The sequence below is a fragment of the Aeromonas mytilicola subsp. aquatica genome (assembly GCF_044336385.1).
Classification (GTDB): Bacteria; Pseudomonadota; Gammaproteobacteria; order Enterobacterales; family Aeromonadaceae; genus Aeromonas; species Aeromonas rivipollensis.
In genome coordinates this window covers 2,573,318-2,590,574 of record NZ_CP172298.1, presented here as the reverse complement: position 1 = coordinate 2,590,574, position 17,257 = coordinate 2,573,318, and the positions used below count along the sequence as shown (strand labels likewise).

Here is a 17,257-nt window from a genome sequence, read left to right as displayed (position 1 = left end):
CGCCGGCCGAGCTGCCGGATAACGAACGGAGCAAGGAGCAAAGAATGACAAGGATTGGATTTATCGGGCTCGGCAACATGGGAGGGCCCATGGCCGCGAACCTTGCCAGGGCGGGCCATGCAGTGCAGGTCTTTGATCTGGTGCCCGAGAGCCTGGAGCGGGCCATCAAGGCCGGTTGTATCGTCGCCGGGGATGCCCGGGAGGCGGTCACCTGCTGCGATCTGGCCATCAGCATGTTGCCGGCCGGGGATCATGTGCGCGGGCTCTGGCTGTCGGAGGGGGGCGGCCAGGATCTGCTGGGGGCCTTGCCGGCAGGGGCCCTGGTGATCGACTGCTCCACCATAGACGTGGCCTCGGCCCGCGCTGTGGGGGCTGCGGCGAAGACGCGGGGCATTCGTTTTCTCGATGCCCCCGTCTCCGGCGGGGTGGCTGGCGCCGCGGCGGGCACCCTCACCTTTATCGTCGGTGGCGAGAGCGCCGATTTCGAGGCGGCCAAACCCATCCTGGCCAGCATGGGGCAGAACCTGTTCCATGCCGGGGCGCTCGGGGCGGGGCAGATCGCCAAGATGTGCAACAACATGCTGCTCGCCATCCACATGGCGGGCACCGCAGAAGCCCTGGTGCTCGGGGTCAAGGAGGGGCTGGATCCGGGCGTGCTCTCCATCATCATGGGCAAGAGCTCGGGCAACAACTGGAGCCTGGAGCGCTACAACCCCTGGCCCGGGGTGATGGAGAATGCCCCCGCATCCCGCAACTATGAGGGGGGCTTTATGACCCGGCTGATGGTCAAAGACTTGGGGCTCGCCATGGCGCTGGCCGAGCACGCCCACAGCGCCGTGCCCATGGGGGCGCTGGCCCGCAACCTCTTTAACCTGCACGCAAGCCAGGGTCAGGAGAGCAAGGATTTCTCCAGTATCCTGGCGTTGTATCTCGGCAAAGCTCAGGGTGAGAAGTGAGAACGCTGGCCTCTCACCACTCTCTTCAACTTGCACGCTGCGAACGGGCAGGGCGCACGGGATTTTTCCAGCATTCTCGAACTCTATCTGGATAAACCCCAGGACGAGCCCGGCGCGATGTGATGCGGGAGCCTGCCATTCATTCTTTCCCGTCATCCGGGTCCAGGCAAAAAGGAGCATTTATGGATATCACAGATAAAGTCATCGCCATCACGGGGGCGGGACGGGGGCTCGGTCGCGCCATCGCCCTGCGTCTGGCCAGTCAGGGGGCCATATTGGCCCTGGTCGACGTCAACCGCGCCGATCTGGAGGTGACCGAGGCCGAGGTGCGCAGCCGGGATGGTCGCTGCGCCCTGTTCGTCTGCAACGTGGCGGACGAGCCCGAGGTGGAGGCGACCTTTGCCGCCATGGAGGAGCAGCTCGGTGCCTTGCATGGGCTGGTCAACTGCGCCGGCATATTGCGGGACGGCATGCTCATCAAGGTCAAAGAGGGGGCGCTGGTGGAGAAGATGAGCCTGGCCCAGTGGCAGGCCGTCATCGACGTCAACCTCACCGGCACCTTCCTCTGCGGCCGCGAGGGGGCGGCGCTGATGGCGAAAGGGGGGCAGGGGGGCGTCATCATCAACATCTCCTCCATCGCCCGTGCCGGCAATATAGGCCAGAGCAACTATGCCGCCAGCAAGGCGGGGGTCGCCTCCCTGGTGGTGACCTGGGGGCGGGAGCTGGCCCGCCACGGCATCCGGGTGATGGGCATAGCCCCCGGTGTCTTTGCCACCGACATGACGGCGGCCATGAAGCCGGAGGCCATGGCCCGGATGCAGCAGGCCATTCCGGTCGGCGCCCTGGGGCAGGGGGAGCAACTGGCCCAGACGGTGCAATTCATCCTCGCCAACGACTACCTGTCCGGGCGTATCATAGACCTCGACGGTGGTCTGCGACTCTAACCCCGGCGGCGATCCGCCCATGCCCCTTGCCACTGGCACAGGGGCATTTTTATGGCCGTTTATACCCAAAGACCTGCCTGACGCCCAGGGAGGCCCGCTGCATGGGCATGCAGGGCTTCTTCGAAAAACAGGGCTGACATCATGGAAAAACGTGAAAGATCAACGGGTCTTTCTGAATTTGAACCAGCTCACAGGCCGGGTGAGTGAGTGCTGTAGAATTGCGCGCGGTCAAGGCGGTGCATGATTGGCACTGCGAAGGATTGCGGTCGGAATAGTCATGCAATATAGTTGCCGCCTTTTTCACGGGGTACGGATTTATCGCCCCTCCCATGTCGCGCGCTGTATGAATACGGATGCTCAGCCGCCGCTTAATAAAACAGGTTTGAGATGGACAAGAAACTAGGGCTCGGCGCCCTCATTTCGCTGGTGATCGGCTCCATGGTCGGTGCCGGGGTCTTCAGTCTGCCACAAAACATCGCAGCGCACGCCAGCGCCGGGGCCGTCGCCCTGGGCTGGGCCATCACCGGGATCGGCATGATCTGCCTCGCCCTGGTCTACCAGAACCTCTCCATGCGTCGCCCGGATCTCGATGGGGGCATCTTCAGTTACGCCAAGGCCGGTTTCGGTGATTTCGTCGGCTTCAACGCCGCCTGGGGCTACTGGCTCTGCCAGCTGCTGGCCAACGTCTCCTACGCCATAGTGGTGTTCAGCGCCCTGAGCTACTTCTTCGACACGCCGGACAATGTCATCTTCGGCGACGGCAACACCCCGGTCGCCATCACCCTCGCCTCCCTCCTTATCTGGTCGGTGCACGCCCTGGTGCTGCGCGGCATCCAGGTGGCGGCTCTGGTGAACATAGTCACTACCATCGCCAAGATGGTGCCCCTCATCGTCTTCTGCGTCGCCGTCCTGCTCGCCTTCAACATGGAGACCTTCACCCTGGACATCTGGGGGCAGGGCAACACCGAGCTGGGTTCGGTGATGGATCAGGTCAAGTCCACCATGAAGGTGACGCTCTGGGTCTTCATCGGCATAGAGGGGGCCGTGGTGGTCTCCGCCCGTGCCCGTCATCGCAAGGACGTGGGCCGTGCCACCGTGCTGGCGCTGCTCGGCGCCCTGGCGCTCTACGTCATGGTGACCCTGTTCTCCCTCGGCGTCATGAACCAGCCGCAGCTGGCGGCCCTCAAGAATCCCTCCACCGCCATGATACTGGAAGCCGTGGTTGGCCCCTGGGGCGCCTGGCTCATCAACATAGGCCTGGTGATCTCGGTGATGGGGGCCCTGCTGAGCTGGACTGTGCTGGCGGCGGAAGTACCCTACATAGCGGGCAAGACAGGGGTCTTCCCGGCCTGGTTTGCCAAGGAGAACAAGAACGGCTCGCCCCAGGTGTCGCTCTGGTGCTCCACCTGTCTGGTGCAAGCCTTCCTCATCATCATCTACTTCCAGAGCAGCACCTATCTGGCGTTGGTCAACATCGCCACCTCGGCGGCCCTGGTGCCTTACGTCTTCTCCGGCGCCTATGGCCTCAAGCTGGCGCTGCAAGGCACCACCTACGAGCACCAGCCCCATCAGCGCAAGCGTGATCTGCTGCTGGCCCTGGTGGCCACCGTCTACGGCTGCTGGCTGGTCTATGCCGCCGGGGTGGAGTACCTGCTGCTGGTGGCGCTGCTCTACAGCCCCGGCATCTTCATCTACTGGAAGGCGCGCCAGCACCATGGCCTGCGCAGCCTCAACCGGCTGGAGCGCGGGATGACGGCGGCCCTGCTCGGTTGCGCCGTGCTGGCCTTCTACAAGGTGATGGACGGTACCATTCCCCTGCATTAATCGGCACAATAAAGAGATGGCATGACGCCATCTCTTTTTTTATGGGCAATGGCGGTCAACTTGACCGCCATTTAGCTATATAAGGAATTTTTATGCTGTTTGTGGGTTATCTGGTGTTGGGGGCCTTCGCGGGCATGCTGGCGGGACTGTTCGGGATCGGCGGCGGGCTCATCATAGTGCCTGTGCTGGTACTCAGCTTTCATGCCCAGGGGGTGGCCCCGGAGATCATTACCCACCTCGCGCTTGGTACCTCCCTGCCAACCATGATCTTCACCGGCTTCAGTTCCCTGCGGGCACATCAGGAGGCGGGGGCCGTCGACTGGGTGATGATCCGACGCCTGGGGGCGGGCATGTTCATCGGCGCCTGGCTCGGTGGCCTGACCGCCAGCCAGCTCAGCGCCAGCACCCTCAACATCATCATCGGCTGCTTCGCCTGGACCATGGCCCTGCAGATGGGGCTGAACCTCAAGCCCAAGGCGGAACGCCAGATGCCAGGGCCGGTCGGCACCGGCATCGCGGGCACCGTCATCGGCTGGCTCTCGGCGCTGTTTGGCATAGGGGGTGGCTCCATGACGGTGCCTTACCTCAGCTGGAACTCGGTGCCCATGCGCAACGCCGTGGCGGCCTCCGCCGCCTGTAGCATGCCCATCGCCCTGGCGGGCAGCCTGAGCTACCTCTATGCAGGCTGGGGTCACGCCGATCTGCCCGAGTGGAGTGTCGGCTACATCTATCTGCCGGCCCTGCTTGGTATAGTGCTCACCAGCACCCAGTTTGCCCGCGTCGGCGCCAAGCTGGCCCATCGCCTCTCTCCCAAGCGGCTCAAGCAGGCGTTCGCCCTGCTGATGCTGGTGGTGGGGGCCAAATTCATGCTGTTTAGCTGATCCATTCGGCAGATTGTTGAAAAATAAGGCGAACGGTTCGTCTCCTGGCAGAAAGCCATTGCATTGGCAGGCCAGTTTGCCTATTCTCCTCGCCGGTGGTCCCATTGGTCCTCTCGCATTGATAACTCGTCAACCTGGTCAGGACCGGAAGGTAGCAGCCAAGGCGGGGGACTCGAGTGCCGGGATGTGGCTGGTGGGGCCACCACCTGTTTCTGCAATTCATGTTTAAGATCAGTAACTTAGCTTGTTGAAGGCAAGCTGTTTGTGTATCACTGTCACACAAACTGGCACACAATCCTCATAGGGGGTGCCATGTACTTACTGAATAGAAACGGGATTTATTACTACCAACGAGTGACCATGTGTAATGGTCGTCGTCAGACCCTCCGCAAATCCCTCAAAACAAGAGACAAGGCGAAAGCCCAGCTCTTAGCACTTCAAATTCATTTTGATACTGGCCTTGATACCAGTGAGCACAACAGCACTATGAGCCTTGAGGCTCGTTCTGTTGCGCCCGATATCGCTACGCCTGTAGCTCATGGACACATCCCTAGCCCCGTTGGGGCCGAGCCCCCTATACCTTCCGAACACAATCAAATCCAACTTGACCAAGAAGCCCAGGCCGGTGCCACTGAGTGGGTAAACAATATTCACTCGGCATTGCCGATACTTGAGGAACAACCTGCAAAACCGGCTGCCTCTAAAGATCCACAACAGAGCCGCAAGCTGTCTGATTGGTCAAAGTCTTACATTGTTGAAAAGCAGTTGAGTTGGGCACCCAAAGAGACTGCAAACCAACAAAACTACATCAGCACATTTGTTAACCACATTGGTGATCGGGTTCTGTCTGATTACACCAAGGCCGATGCTGTCGTGTTCAAAACATGGTTGTTGGGTTCCGGCAAGTCTCCGACCACGATAAACAAGTACATTCAGAAATTGAGTTTGTTGTTTAGTTGGCTGGCTGATCACACCGAACAGACCACAGACATATTCAAGGGCTTGAAGCTCAAGAGAGTCAAAGAGGTTAACGCCCGTTCTGGCTACACAGATGCAGAGCTTAAGCAGTTTGATATGTGGACCAAGGCACAGGAGCCATGGCGCATGTGGATTGCCCTGATAGGGCGATACCATGGCTTGCGCTCCAATGAAGCCTGTCAGCTCTACAGCGACGATATCCAAAAGGTTAACGGGGTCTGGTGCTTCAATATCAGGGCGACACGTGATGACCAGAGTCTCAAGACAGAAGCAAGCCAACGGCTTGTCCCCATTCATAGCAAGTTGTTAGACGGTGGATTCCTGGACTTTGTAGCCAGCAGGCGAGGGGGCAGATTGTTCAAAGAGCTACCCTATCGCAATCACTGCTATTCCCATCTGTTCGGGCAGTGGTTCAGCCGCAACAGACCAGTTGAAAAGGACTTCCATTCCTTACGCCACACGGTAGGCTCGTTGCTCAAGGCTGCGGGCATTCCCTTGCAATATGCAGCGGCGATCTTGGGGCACACCAACCAATCTATAACCTTTGATCGCTATGGTGGGGATGTCCCCTTGGACAAGCTCAAAGAGGCTTTGGAGGTAGCACTATGAAATCACAAATTCTAATCATGTTATCTCTCACGATATCGTCATTGGTCTATGGTTCTGCATACTCTCAATACAAGCTTATAAAACAAGAGGTTATCAACAATCAAACGATATGTACTTATGAGAATGCGCGCGGCGATATCATCACCAGAACACACAAGCCTAAAAAGAAATGTGCAAAGTACATAAATACAGACAGGGAATAATTTTTATAAGTATTAAAAACATTTAATCTAACTCTTTGTTTATACAGATAAAAAATATATTTACCCCGGACTTTGACAATCGTTTTTCTCTCTAATAATCTACTGGAGTCCTTCGGGGCTCCTTCTGTTTAATGCTGAGCAGAGGGGAGTACACAACTAAAGAGGTGGTTATGTCGATTCAAGATATTGAAGTGGTAGAAGCATTTTTAACAGACAAATTCAAAGAAAGTTTTGATGTTACCAACACAAACACTGACTGCTGTTATTTTAAATCTGATAATTATAAATTCGCTCTCAAGTCATCATTCATCAATAATTTAGATCTTTATAAAGATGATATAATGTCTAGACTGCAATCTGCATTTATAAATGTAGAAATTGAAAAAAATAAAAATTACATGATGGAGCGGAGCATCAAGGGCTTATACATTGTAACTCCTTATTTTGAAATAGAAGTTTAGGGAGCGTTATGTCACAAGTAACAATCACAATACATTATAACGGTGAAGAACCTAATAAACATATCACTGAACCCTATTGGTATATAGATAATACTGATATTTATGACAGCATTTTTGACGCAATGGGTTGGGTCAGGCCTAACCCATCTGTGATCTCACAGAGTCATAGAAGCTTCGGCATTCCAGGTACATTTGGGTCAACGGTTGATGCCTACCATAAGGCGATAAAGATACAAGCACCTGATGTATTAAGGATTGATTATTATTTAGATAGCAATCAATCAAACAGAAAAATAATATACACTTCAGAATAATTTTATTGCAGTACTTGTTTGGCAGGTTTTAATTATATTAAATTCACATGGAAGGCGGGTAATATGATTAAAAAGGTAGTTTTTTTTTGTTTTTGGATTGGCTGCATTGTCAGTCAATGCGGACACTGTTGATTCTGCATTTAATCTCTGTGCAGCCTTGGATAGTACAGGAGTATTGAGCCAAGAGTGTGAAGTCGATGGTGGAGAAAGCACGGTAAAAGCTACGCTGGATATGTCTAGTTCTGAAGCCAGAAAATTGTGTGCCGGTACAGTCGAACTAGCTAAGCAAAATGGAATTTATTTTAATGGCGAATGGAAACTAAAAATATATTCGCCTTACAGCAATGGAAATTCAATAGCTATGTGTAAACTAGACTAACTGTGAAAGTTCATATTTAACGATTAATGGCGATCTTGAAGGGTCGCCTTTGAACCTAGACAAGCGCTTAGCTAACTACCTAGCTAAACGTATAGCTAGGGGATAGACAAGCGTTTAGCTACAACTATATCAATAATATATCCAATAATAAATCAAGTTACTAAATCTTATGGGCTCACCATTATCTGTTGTCGCTTATGCTCAACATCCAATGTCGCCAACCGCTACGCTTGTGGTCGCCCTTAAACCAAAACACAGAATGAAATGGAGTGTTATTGGTTGTTATCTATTTATATAGACAACTAAATAATAACCACTAACAATACATTCACTAATGTTCATTCCTTGTTGTGGTTTAAAGACAAACACGAAATATTTATATATAGTGTTATGTCTAATTTATTTATGTATACAAGAACATAAACCAAAGCCAATCCGCTAACGCTTCTTGTCTTGGTTAGCACTGCCAACACAAAATAAACTGTGTTGTTGTGGAAGTCTAGAATTCAATGAACAATATAACTCAGATAAAATAATATCTTCGTGTTCATTTCATTAAGACTTATGAAAAACAGAGAAACAAATATAGATATTGTGTGTTGTGTTACATGTGTTGTTTGTTGTCTAAAAACTCCAATATAACCACCATAAATCGCACCAATTTTGAATGGTTAGCGTGCGGCCTATACATACCCACAGGGTGGCTGGGATCTTGTGGATTATATTGTCTAATATGACTTAATTTGATGTTTAATATTTACTTATGCTATCCTCAGTAGCTTATTTTTTAAGGAGACTCTTGATTTTTTAAGTTTTTTGTGATATACTATATATTATAAAGTGAAATATTAAATTAAATTCTTGCTTTATTCTCTGGTCTAACCGACCACCTCCAAAATATTAAACATTATGCTTTCTGAGTAATCAGAACGGCAGATTTTTATTTATACAAAAAATAACAAAGGGGCTTTATGTATCGATCTGTTCATCACATTATCACCGCATATCTGAAAAAATACACATTGGCTAGGGCGATTCAACGTGCCAGACAAGAAAGAGCCACAAGCCGTACCCCTGAGGGGTTCGAACTCTGGGATCAAGCGTGTGTAGCACTTGAAGCAATGAGACCGAAAAAACAATTCCAATATGAAACTAAAGGGGAATGACATAATGAATGTCACAATCACATTAAATCAAAAAATGATTGAATTTATTGATCGAAATCGTGGCGATCTATCAATCGCTGGTTTTATCCGTAAGTCCATCAAAGAAGCATCAGAGCAACAAAATTCAAGTCCAATCGAATGGAGACATAATGACCAAAGCGAACAACAACAATAATGAACCAACCTTCTCACAGCAACTAACTAGCGTAGAAAAAACAAAGCATGTGAATGGTGTTACCTTCACACCCGCTCTTAAATATTTTTACAATCATATAATTACATTTAGGATCCAAGGCAATCAGTGTTGGAAAGCCCACCAAACCTTAGCGGATGATTTGGGTATCAGTGTTGGGTCTGTGAAGAACTACAGTAAAGACCTTGAAGCAATGGGGTTGCTAAAAGTAACCAACCGCAAAGGCGAAAGCAATTTATATCACGCTTACACAATTGAAGAAGCCCAAGCCAACGGCCCTCAACGTGAACAGACAAAGAGGCCAAACAATCTCAATACCATTAAAAATATTACTCCTAAGACTGACAACATAACATCAAAGGCATCAGAGCCGGTTGAAGCGAAGCTAGAGCCTAAAGCACCAGGGCAACCAAAGATAAAACCACCAAAACAACAGCAACAGATTTTCGATCCTTTTGATGACTTTTTAGATAGTTGTGGAATATCACACGATAAGCTTTTTGAAGAGCATCAAAGCAACAAACGATCCGCACCTAAACACCACAGCAAGCATGATGATGGCCGCCGCTGCTCACAATGCTACAGGGATAATTCTGGTGGTTGGGATTGCAGGAATCACGACTGTGACAACTGCATACCATTCTGATTTGGGGAGGCTCTGTGAATAACAATGAAGGCGAACGTTTGGTATTGGTGCTGATGCTTATCAGTTGGAATCGTAAACAATTAAAACTAATGAGGTGGTGAATATGAGTTCAAGATCAAAACGTGTTTGGTATTTCTTAAATAATAAATCAAATAAAATCAACAACTCAAAAAAGAGGAACAAAAAACAATGAGCATTACAACTGAGCAACTAACACATCTTGGCGGCATGATTAGTCATAGTGAAATCAAACAAGATGATAAATATGAGATCTTGGAATTCCTTGATGATGTGATCTATGCACAAAAGCAACGTGATCATTTCATTTTGACACTTGCAACGATGTTTGATCAGAACAACATGGCAGAGATGGCAACTGAATGCAGAAAGTTAGTCTTTGAATAACCATTAATTTAAATATTAAACCAACTAGAATCAATAATAGAGGAATAATGAACTATCGGAAAGAACTAACTTTAGAATATTTTAAAAATCTCCCTTCGAAACATCAAGCCTACATTTTCGAAACAAAGATCGGTACGAAACAAAAGTACACATTCAAGAACCGGATACATAAAAAATTCTTCGGGAAAGGAATTCTAGATGTAGAATTTCCAACAGAGATAATTATAGAAGGGGAGCACGTATATCACCCCGCCTTCCGCACTTGGCGGAATATGTTGTCCCGTGCATATTATGACAAGCATAAAGAAAGATATAATTGTTCAGTTTGCGAAGAGTGGCACAGCTTCGGCACCTTCCTTGCTTGGTGGTGGGATAATGCCCCCAATTCAGAGCACTATAGTCTCTACCAATTAGACAAAGATCACGAAGCCAATCTTCTTAAAGTTTATTCTCCAGAATACTGCTTTTTTGTCCCTCAGTGTGTGAATCTTCAAGATCGCAGAAGTCGTAAGACTGGCAAGCTATTTAATATAAATTAAAATCACGTAATTAAGGCCCTAAAACGCATCAAATTTCAATAGTTGAGGCAAGAGGTAGGCTACCCTATTGCTCATTCCTTGCAAATCAAATTAGGGCCATTTTATCAAGGTTTATCATTCACAAATAAACACATCAACTCTAGCCCTGCAGGATTAACTTATGATTACAGAAAAGAAGACCATGCGACAACTAGAAATGGAGAGCCCTGAATTCACTAGTATGGTTCAGCTTTGCCATTCTTGGTTTCAGAAATCTATGAGATTCACAAATAGAGACGAAATATATGACAGAATATATAGCCATTTTATGGCTCTGACCGATTACAAGGAACGGAAGTTGTGGTTGAGATCGTCTATGTTCCGGTTGTTGTGCGGTAATGCAAGCCTACTAGGTCAATCACAGATTGTAATAAATGAACTTCATACGATAAAATTTTAAGAGGGATAATGGCATCAGAAATTGTAATTTCAAAAATCACAAATATTATTGATTTCAAAATTCACGAGTCAAATTATAAAAAATCAGTACAGCGCATTAAAAGAATGGCGGGCATGTGGGGAAAGGTTACTTCGCAGTATGATAAGGCCATGCAAGCAGGTAAGCGGGTCGCGAAAGGGCAAGGGCAATCGATTAAAGCGACAACCCGAGCTGAGATCCGGCAACAGCGAATGCGAAAGCAGACCCTTAGAGCCGACAACATTAGATTCAAAGATACTCTAAACAACAACAAGGATATTAGGGCACAGCTACAGCGCATCAATTCTGATTTTCTAAAGGGCAATACGAGCTTCAAGGAAAGAAGTGCTCAAATTGGGCAACTCACGAAGCTATATCGAAACCTGAATCAACAAGCCTCTAAACACAATAAGATCTCATCCATCACGGGTCGTGTGGGATCTGGTATTCGTGGAGTGGCTTCGACTGGTGTTGGCCTAGCTGCAACAGGTGTAGGAATTGTCGGTGCCGCAGGATATGCAGCGCATCAGGGTTACAACAAGGTGAAAGATCAGGGCCAGCAGTTCGAGGCACTCTTAATTCAACTTCAAAATACCTTTGGGGACCGTGCTGGTGAGCTATCCAATACGATTAGAACAATGGCAGACAAGAACGGGTCGCCACTGTTGCAACTGGGCAATAACTTAGTCGAGTTTGTGGCCCTGATGCGGCCCCTTGGTGTCAGCGTTGATGATGCAATCAAACGATTCCAGCAAACACAGAATGCCATGCAATCCTATGGCATTGGTGGGGAGAGGGCGGAAGGGTTCCAGCAACAATTAACACAAGCCCTTGACCAAGGCACTCTGGATTCGTTCAAGGAAGCATTCGCCTGGGCTCCGCAACTACGGGCTGATTTGTTGCAATACGTCAAAGAAACAATGAAAGTCTCTCAGAAGGATTTCCTTGGGGGTTTGACAAATGGCAAATATTCATTAAAAGAAACTTGGTTCAAGTTTTTAAGTGCTAATGAATCAAAGTATGCAAATATGTCCAGTCTCTATAAAAGTAGCTCAATGGCAAATGATTCACGTGCTTCAAATCAGTTGAGCATTGCTATCTATCGTATCTTTGAAAGTAGTGGATTTAAAGAGGCAATGGCTTATACATCAAGACTGCTTAATCGTTGGGGGATGTTCTTAGAGAACAATGCCAAACAAATTGGTGAAGTCTTCGGGAATCTTTACAAGGTTACAGGTGAACTTGCTGATGGTGCTCTGAAAGATTTAACTGCATGGCTTAAGTCATTGACCGCCGAAGATATTAGGTCATGGTTTAATGATTTTAAATCTGGACTTCAAGACCTCGCTTTCATTATAAAAACTGTTGCAACTAAACTAAAGGCTATGTTCCCAGATCTTGTTAGTTCGTCACCAGATGCTAAAGGTCAATACTATGTTGAAAGGGAAAGACACTGGTTAAATAGTGGGTACGATGGTCAAGAGGCAGGCCGCCTCGCAGAGGGGGAAATGCGCAGGAAATTCAACCTAGGATTTGAAGTGCCTACATTCAATGAAAACTTAGTTCAACGCTGGAACGTTAATCCCCAACCCATAGCATCTAATTTTGCAGGGACACTCTCGTTAAGTGTAGATGCCCAGGTTAACCACAAAGGCTTCAGCGATCTGGTAGATTTCAAGATCGATAATTACGAAACCAAACAAATTAATATGATTGCCAGCGGATATTAAAACATATATTAAATAATATCTCTTTTGATATATTCTTAATCAAAATATGGCTGTGCCTATTGATTTTTTAGTCAAAATGTGTTATAATATAACAATATGAAGAGTTAAGAAAAAACAAGTTTAATTTATTTCCCCTCGACGACAAGATTCTTACTTTAGTCCTCTTGTTTTTTGCTTTGGTTTCATTGCACTCCTCTTTTACTTCTTAATAATAAGGCATGGTTTGTTGATTTTTCATGCCTATTTCTTTAAATGCTTTTAAATAAAAGAGTATTTAAAGAAATTCCTTTTATTATTGTTTAAATGCCCTTCAGCAAGGCAAACAAGAATTGATGAGTTTCAAGACGTTCATATTTACCGCCTAGTAATTGTCTCCAGCAATGAACCGCGCAAGTAGGGGGAGGGCCTACAATTCTCAAAGATCTCCGAAATCAAAATGAGAATGATCCATAGGGGCAGCCTTCAGCAAGCTGCCCCTTTGTTTTATCTCACAACAACCATTTCTGGTTTATTTTTAATATTTTAATCAAAAATAAACAATTTAATTAGATTATATCTGGTTAAATCCTTTCCCTGTAAGGGTTTAACACACATACAATTTTAAATTTAATAGGGTTTAAATATGAATAAATCAATCTATGAGATCGCCCAAGAGGCAATCGAAAATAAATATGGTACTCCTAAGCCTACCACTAATGTTGAAAAGAAAGCAGAAGAGACCAAAAAATCCCCGCACCTTGCTATCTGTTCCTCTGACAATCCATCAGCTAATAACCGTCATAATAGTTTGATGCTGAAATCTACAAACAATGTTGGGCTTGTTGACCTGGTGAAATCAGAAGAGGTAGCCACGGAGTTTGATGAGTTCTGTAAAGCCCTTACAGACCCTCACGTTCTTCTCGATCTTTATATGTTTGCCAGAGACTCGGGTGAACACAATTTCATCCAATCACTAATTGATTATAATAAATAAGGAATAATATGAAACTTGGTACTCAATCCCGCAGCCGTCATGATGTGCTGCAATATTCAGTCGATGATGTATGGGCCGTTAAGACTCTTAATTTCTCAGCGGGCCTTCCTGTAGACCTTACCAGCGGCGACGCAATCGACCCCGCAACTATGACTAAAGTTACTGGCACCTCAACCGCCTGTGTTGTTGTAGCAGACCCCGTAAAAGCTGGGTCTAAATATGTGGTCGTGTTTGATAAGCTAGTGAACCTGATTTCTAGCGAAATTACCGGCGCATCAGCCGCAGGGATTACTAAAGCCCTCGAACTTCTGGCACAAAATGAATTCGTTCGCCTTGTATAATCTAAATAATAATAACAATAAGGAATAAAATAAATGTCTGATGTGAACAATTTTATTGTCTCTGATTTCTCTGATATCTTCGAAAAAGCACCAGTTTATAATCGCCTTCTGAATAGTCTTGGGATGTTTGATTTTGAGGCTGTAGATCAAAGTCGCGTGAACTTCGATTACCTTCTAACCAACAAACAATCTAGTCTCGATTCTGTTGCTCGATATGGTTCTGAATTTAAATCCAGCTCAAAGAGCAAAGCTAGCTTGCACCAATTTGAGGTTCCACATTTCACTATGTTGGATACTGTAAGTCCAGCAGACTTTCAAGGTAAGCGGGTTGCAGGTGAAAACCGCTCGATGATTGCGGAAGATTGCATTGTTGATTATCTCGTAAATCATCGTGAATCTTTTGAGGATACCATCGAGAAATATTTTGCTGATGCTCTATTCCGTGGAATTCAGAATGCCCCATATACTCAAGAACCAGTTATTGATCTACAAGTTGAATTTGGCCTGAATCAACAAACACAAAATATTGAATGGTCTAGTGCTGCTACCGATGTTGACGGCGCGACGGATGATGTTCATATTAAAATCAAAACTGCACTTGGTGACAAGGTGCGGATGATGGACAAGATTGTTTGTGTCTGTGGTTCTCAATACTTCAAGGCCGTTAAATCAAATGCTAAAGTTCGTGAAGCATTCACATTCGTTAAGCCTTATGAACCTGAGAATATCATCCATAACTTCTATGAGATTCTGCCAGGTGTCCAATACTTTGATTATAACGGTATTCTCTTCATCATGAGCACTGATCCCCTTCACGGTATTAGTTCTAATGATGCTTATTTCTTCCCTAAGATGAAGAAAGGCGCTGGAGTCTTTAAGCATTTTGGTGGCCCAGCTTCCCGTCACGGCGATATGGCCATGAAAGGTGGTCAACGTTACTTCCAATATCAGCTAAAAGACCCCAAGTGGGCTAACTATGAGGTAGTGGGGGAGATGGGAGTTATTGCAGTAAACCATCTACCCAACATTGTAGTTAAGTCTACTAACTCAGCCTAATAAAGGGTCTTCCTGAAATCATTTGATCCCATTGCTTGGATCTTTTTGATTATCGGATTTTCCATGGTCATTGGCGGTATTTTGTTTTTAATATTTGAAATGAATATGGGCTTCCTTATCTGTCCATTATTATTATTAATTAGATGCTTCCTCGATTTTCTATTTGAACATTAAATTTTAGTGATGGCTGCTTTAGATCACACAATAATAACAATAACTCAAGGTGTCCTATATGAATATTAGAATTACTGTAGAGCAAATGGTTGATGGTCAATGGCAGACTATCACCAAAACCACAAATGAAAATGTGTGGAAAGATTTCATTAACCTATCGGCCTTCTGTAAGCTCTTGAAGTTAACAAGAGGCCAGCTAAGATACCGCATTAAATAAATATTAAAGGCTACCTCAGAAATGGGGTGGTCTTTTTCTTTTTATTGACGAGGATATCCTATTTGGTAAGATGACGTTGATACCATTCAAACGGGGGAGTTATGCGTTCAAGTCATTTTATAGGTGGATGTATTGTAATTTCATCAATAATCTTTAGCGCTAAGGATATATATTCATTGATACAAAACACCAATGTAGTTGGTACTACAGATGGATTTGTAAGGCTCGGACAGGTTAACGCAGAAAGTACATTAGTCAGGTTTGCTGTTATATCAGGTGGGGATAACATATTTGAGGTAGAAGGCTCAACAGAAGAAATTGTGGGTTTAGTTAAAGATAGAATCAAGGAGATTGTTGAGGATAAAAATAAAACAGTCAATGATGACAGTAAAAAGCTTAATGTAGAAACAGTAGCATATATGAATGAAATTCAATTGCAGCTATCATCAAAGATAATCTATAATTCAGAATACAAACCAGTTTTCAATCTAAACCTTCACAAATTTAATAAAGATTTCCCCAAAAACACACTTATTATGTCACTTATACCTGAATTGCAGGCATATAACGCTAATGTTATTGCGAAAAGTAAATCTCTTAGCTTCATGTAATTAACCCTAAGGCCACTATAGCAGTGGCCTTAGTCTTTTATTAAGCGACATTAAATGTTATTTAATTGTATTTAAGTATTAGTAACCAAAATGGCTCAAGTCTTGATAAATAATGCTCATAGGCTAGTGTTGTTCCCCCAACCCCCTCCAAAAAAGATTTTAATAATTCCTCACTATCAATTCCCATCAGAAACACGAATATCAATTCGTCTTGTTGAAACAAGAAATCGATCAAGCACTCAAATCCTCCGCTTTCTTAATGTACAAACAAAATGCGTAATATCAGGCGCTATTTATGCATCAATGGCGGTTTATCCACAGCATGGCGAGTTATTCACATACGAGTAGAACAGGGCGCTTTTGTGGGGTTAGCTAGGGCGGTCTGCATTGTTCAATATGGTTGTTGAATGCTGTGTGCCACTGAATCGTCTTCAACTATCTGTATCTATTGGTGTTTGTTGGTTGTAGTGTGACACCAGATACCGTTAGTGTCCTAGTGAGCCACTACCATCCAAGCAGCTTTCCTTTCTTCTCTCGTTATCTCTTACCAAAACAACAGACATATTGTTGTCATTCGCAACAACATTGGCTCTTGCATAAGATTACACTAAATTATTCGTGATTCTTTCAACTATTTTTTAGATCAGCTCTATGAGGGGGTGATTTTGTAACGTGTGAAACTTGTAAAAGGGTGAAAAGCTGATTTTGTCTAACACTGTGTTTTTATACAGTAATTATCAAAATCTGGCTCAAGCCGCATCTGGTAAGGGCTAGAGGGCAAGTTGGTTGGATTTTCCCCTAAAAATTAAACTGCATAGTAAAACGTTTGCCATTCGCATCCTTGATCTATATATTGTGTGTTGTGCGATTAATTTGCACAATATGTAGTGATTAATCAGGCATTTTTGAGGATTTAAGTATGGCTAATAAGAAGCAAACGTCATCAGAGCTTGCATCGGAAGCTGCAAAGATTCTGAGAGATCCTAACGCATCCCAAATACAGAAGGAGTTGGCAGGGTCTGTTCTTGCTCAGTCAAGCACAGGCAAGCAGACCAGTCTGGAGATGGAAAGTGTCGCTGCAAAGGTGTTGCTAAGTGACAAGTACAGTGACACGACAAAGTCGCTTGCTGGCTCAGTACTTTCCCAAAGTGATGGTGATAATTAGATGCGGAGGGGGGTTGGGCATTTTCCAGCCCCTTA

The 17,257-nt window shown here is 46.0% G+C and carries 18 protein-coding genes and 1 other RNA gene; all 19 read left to right on the top strand.

Annotation, left to right across the window (positions count from 1 at the left end):
- Positions 1-44 precede the first annotated feature (44 nt).
- Positions 45-956: a 3-hydroxyisobutyrate dehydrogenase gene (gene mmsB / locus ACFWHB_RS11935; RefSeq protein WP_395948481.1), complete on the top strand. Its 912-nt coding sequence runs from the start codon at positions 45-47 to the stop codon at positions 954-956.
- 182 nt (positions 957-1,138) lie between these two features.
- Positions 1,139-1,900, top strand: a complete 762-nt coding sequence (locus ACFWHB_RS11930; RefSeq protein WP_163148214.1) for an SDR family oxidoreductase — start codon at positions 1,139-1,141, stop codon at positions 1,898-1,900.
- 387 nt (positions 1,901-2,287) lie between these two features.
- Entirely contained in the window at positions 2,288-3,724 is a 1,437-nt protein-coding gene (gene arcD / locus ACFWHB_RS11925; RefSeq protein WP_042650365.1) for an arginine-ornithine antiporter, read from the top strand.
- 92 nt (positions 3,725-3,816) lie between these two features.
- Positions 3,817-4,605: a sulfite exporter TauE/SafE family protein gene (locus ACFWHB_RS11920; protein WP_111912060.1), complete on the top strand. Its 789-nt coding sequence runs from the start codon at positions 3,817-3,819 to the stop codon at positions 4,603-4,605.
- Positions 4,606-4,707: 102 nt separating this feature from the next.
- An RNA gene (gene ffs, locus ACFWHB_RS11915) (signal recognition particle sRNA small type) lies at positions 4,708-4,804 on the top strand.
- Between the two features lie 113 nt (positions 4,805-4,917).
- Entirely contained in the window at positions 4,918-6,192 is a 1,275-nt protein-coding gene (locus ACFWHB_RS11910; RefSeq protein WP_395948480.1) for a tyrosine-type recombinase/integrase, read from the top strand.
- 373 nt (positions 6,193-6,565) lie between these two features.
- Positions 6,566-6,856, top strand: coding sequence for a hypothetical protein (locus tag ACFWHB_RS11905; protein ID WP_395948479.1), 291 nt, complete (start codon positions 6,566-6,568; stop codon positions 6,854-6,856).
- An 8-nt stretch (positions 6,857-6,864) separates the two neighbouring features.
- Entirely contained in the window at positions 6,865-7,170 is a 306-nt protein-coding gene (locus tag ACFWHB_RS11900; RefSeq protein ID WP_395948478.1) for a hypothetical protein, read from the top strand.
- Between the two features lie 106 nt (positions 7,171-7,276).
- Positions 7,277-7,549 carry a hypothetical protein gene (locus tag ACFWHB_RS11895; protein WP_395948477.1) on the top strand — a complete coding sequence of 91 codons (273 nt, stop codon included), beginning with the start codon at positions 7,277-7,279 and terminating at the stop codon, positions 7,547-7,549.
- A 1,170-nt stretch (positions 7,550-8,719) separates the two neighbouring features.
- Positions 8,720-8,890 (top strand): hypothetical protein, encoded by a 171-nt coding sequence (locus tag ACFWHB_RS11890; protein ID WP_395948476.1) that lies wholly within the window; start codon positions 8,720-8,722, stop codon positions 8,888-8,890.
- Entirely contained in the window at positions 8,865-9,554 is a 690-nt protein-coding gene (locus ACFWHB_RS11885) for a hypothetical protein (RefSeq protein WP_395948475.1), read from the top strand. Before ACFWHB_RS11890 ends, ACFWHB_RS11885 begins: the two co-directional genes overlap by 26 nt.
- Before the next feature lie 189 nt (positions 9,555-9,743).
- Positions 9,744-9,959, top strand: a complete 216-nt coding sequence (locus ACFWHB_RS11880) for a hypothetical protein (protein WP_395948474.1) — start codon at positions 9,744-9,746, stop codon at positions 9,957-9,959.
- 47 nt (positions 9,960-10,006) lie between these two features.
- Positions 10,007-10,498: a hypothetical protein gene (locus ACFWHB_RS11875; RefSeq protein ID WP_395948473.1), complete on the top strand. Its 492-nt coding sequence runs from the start codon at positions 10,007-10,009 to the stop codon at positions 10,496-10,498.
- A 447-nt stretch (positions 10,499-10,945) separates the two neighbouring features.
- The gene (locus tag ACFWHB_RS11870) at positions 10,946-12,685 is read left to right on the top strand and encodes a hypothetical protein (protein ID WP_395948472.1); all 1,740 of its coding nucleotides are present in this window, start codon (positions 10,946-10,948) and stop codon (positions 12,683-12,685) included.
- Positions 12,686-13,307: 622 nt separating this feature from the next.
- Positions 13,308-13,658, top strand: a complete 351-nt coding sequence (locus ACFWHB_RS11865) for a hypothetical protein (protein WP_395948471.1) — start codon at positions 13,308-13,310, stop codon at positions 13,656-13,658.
- 8 nt (positions 13,659-13,666) lie between these two features.
- Positions 13,667-13,999, top strand: coding sequence for a hypothetical protein (locus tag ACFWHB_RS11860; protein ID WP_395948470.1), 333 nt, complete (start codon positions 13,667-13,669; stop codon positions 13,997-13,999).
- A gap of 33 nt (positions 14,000-14,032) precedes the next feature.
- Positions 14,033-15,055: a major capsid protein gene (locus ACFWHB_RS11855; RefSeq protein ID WP_395948469.1), complete on the top strand. Its 1,023-nt coding sequence runs from the start codon at positions 14,033-14,035 to the stop codon at positions 15,053-15,055.
- 492 nt (positions 15,056-15,547) lie between these two features.
- On the top strand, positions 15,548-16,057 hold the full coding sequence (locus tag ACFWHB_RS11850; protein WP_395948468.1) for a hypothetical protein: 510 nt from the start codon (positions 15,548-15,550) through the stop codon (positions 16,055-16,057).
- Between the two features lie 919 nt (positions 16,058-16,976).
- The gene (locus ACFWHB_RS11845; protein WP_395948467.1) at positions 16,977-17,222 is read left to right on the top strand and encodes a hypothetical protein; all 246 of its coding nucleotides are present in this window, start codon (positions 16,977-16,979) and stop codon (positions 17,220-17,222) included.
- The last annotated feature ends 35 nt before the right edge of the window (positions 17,223-17,257 follow it).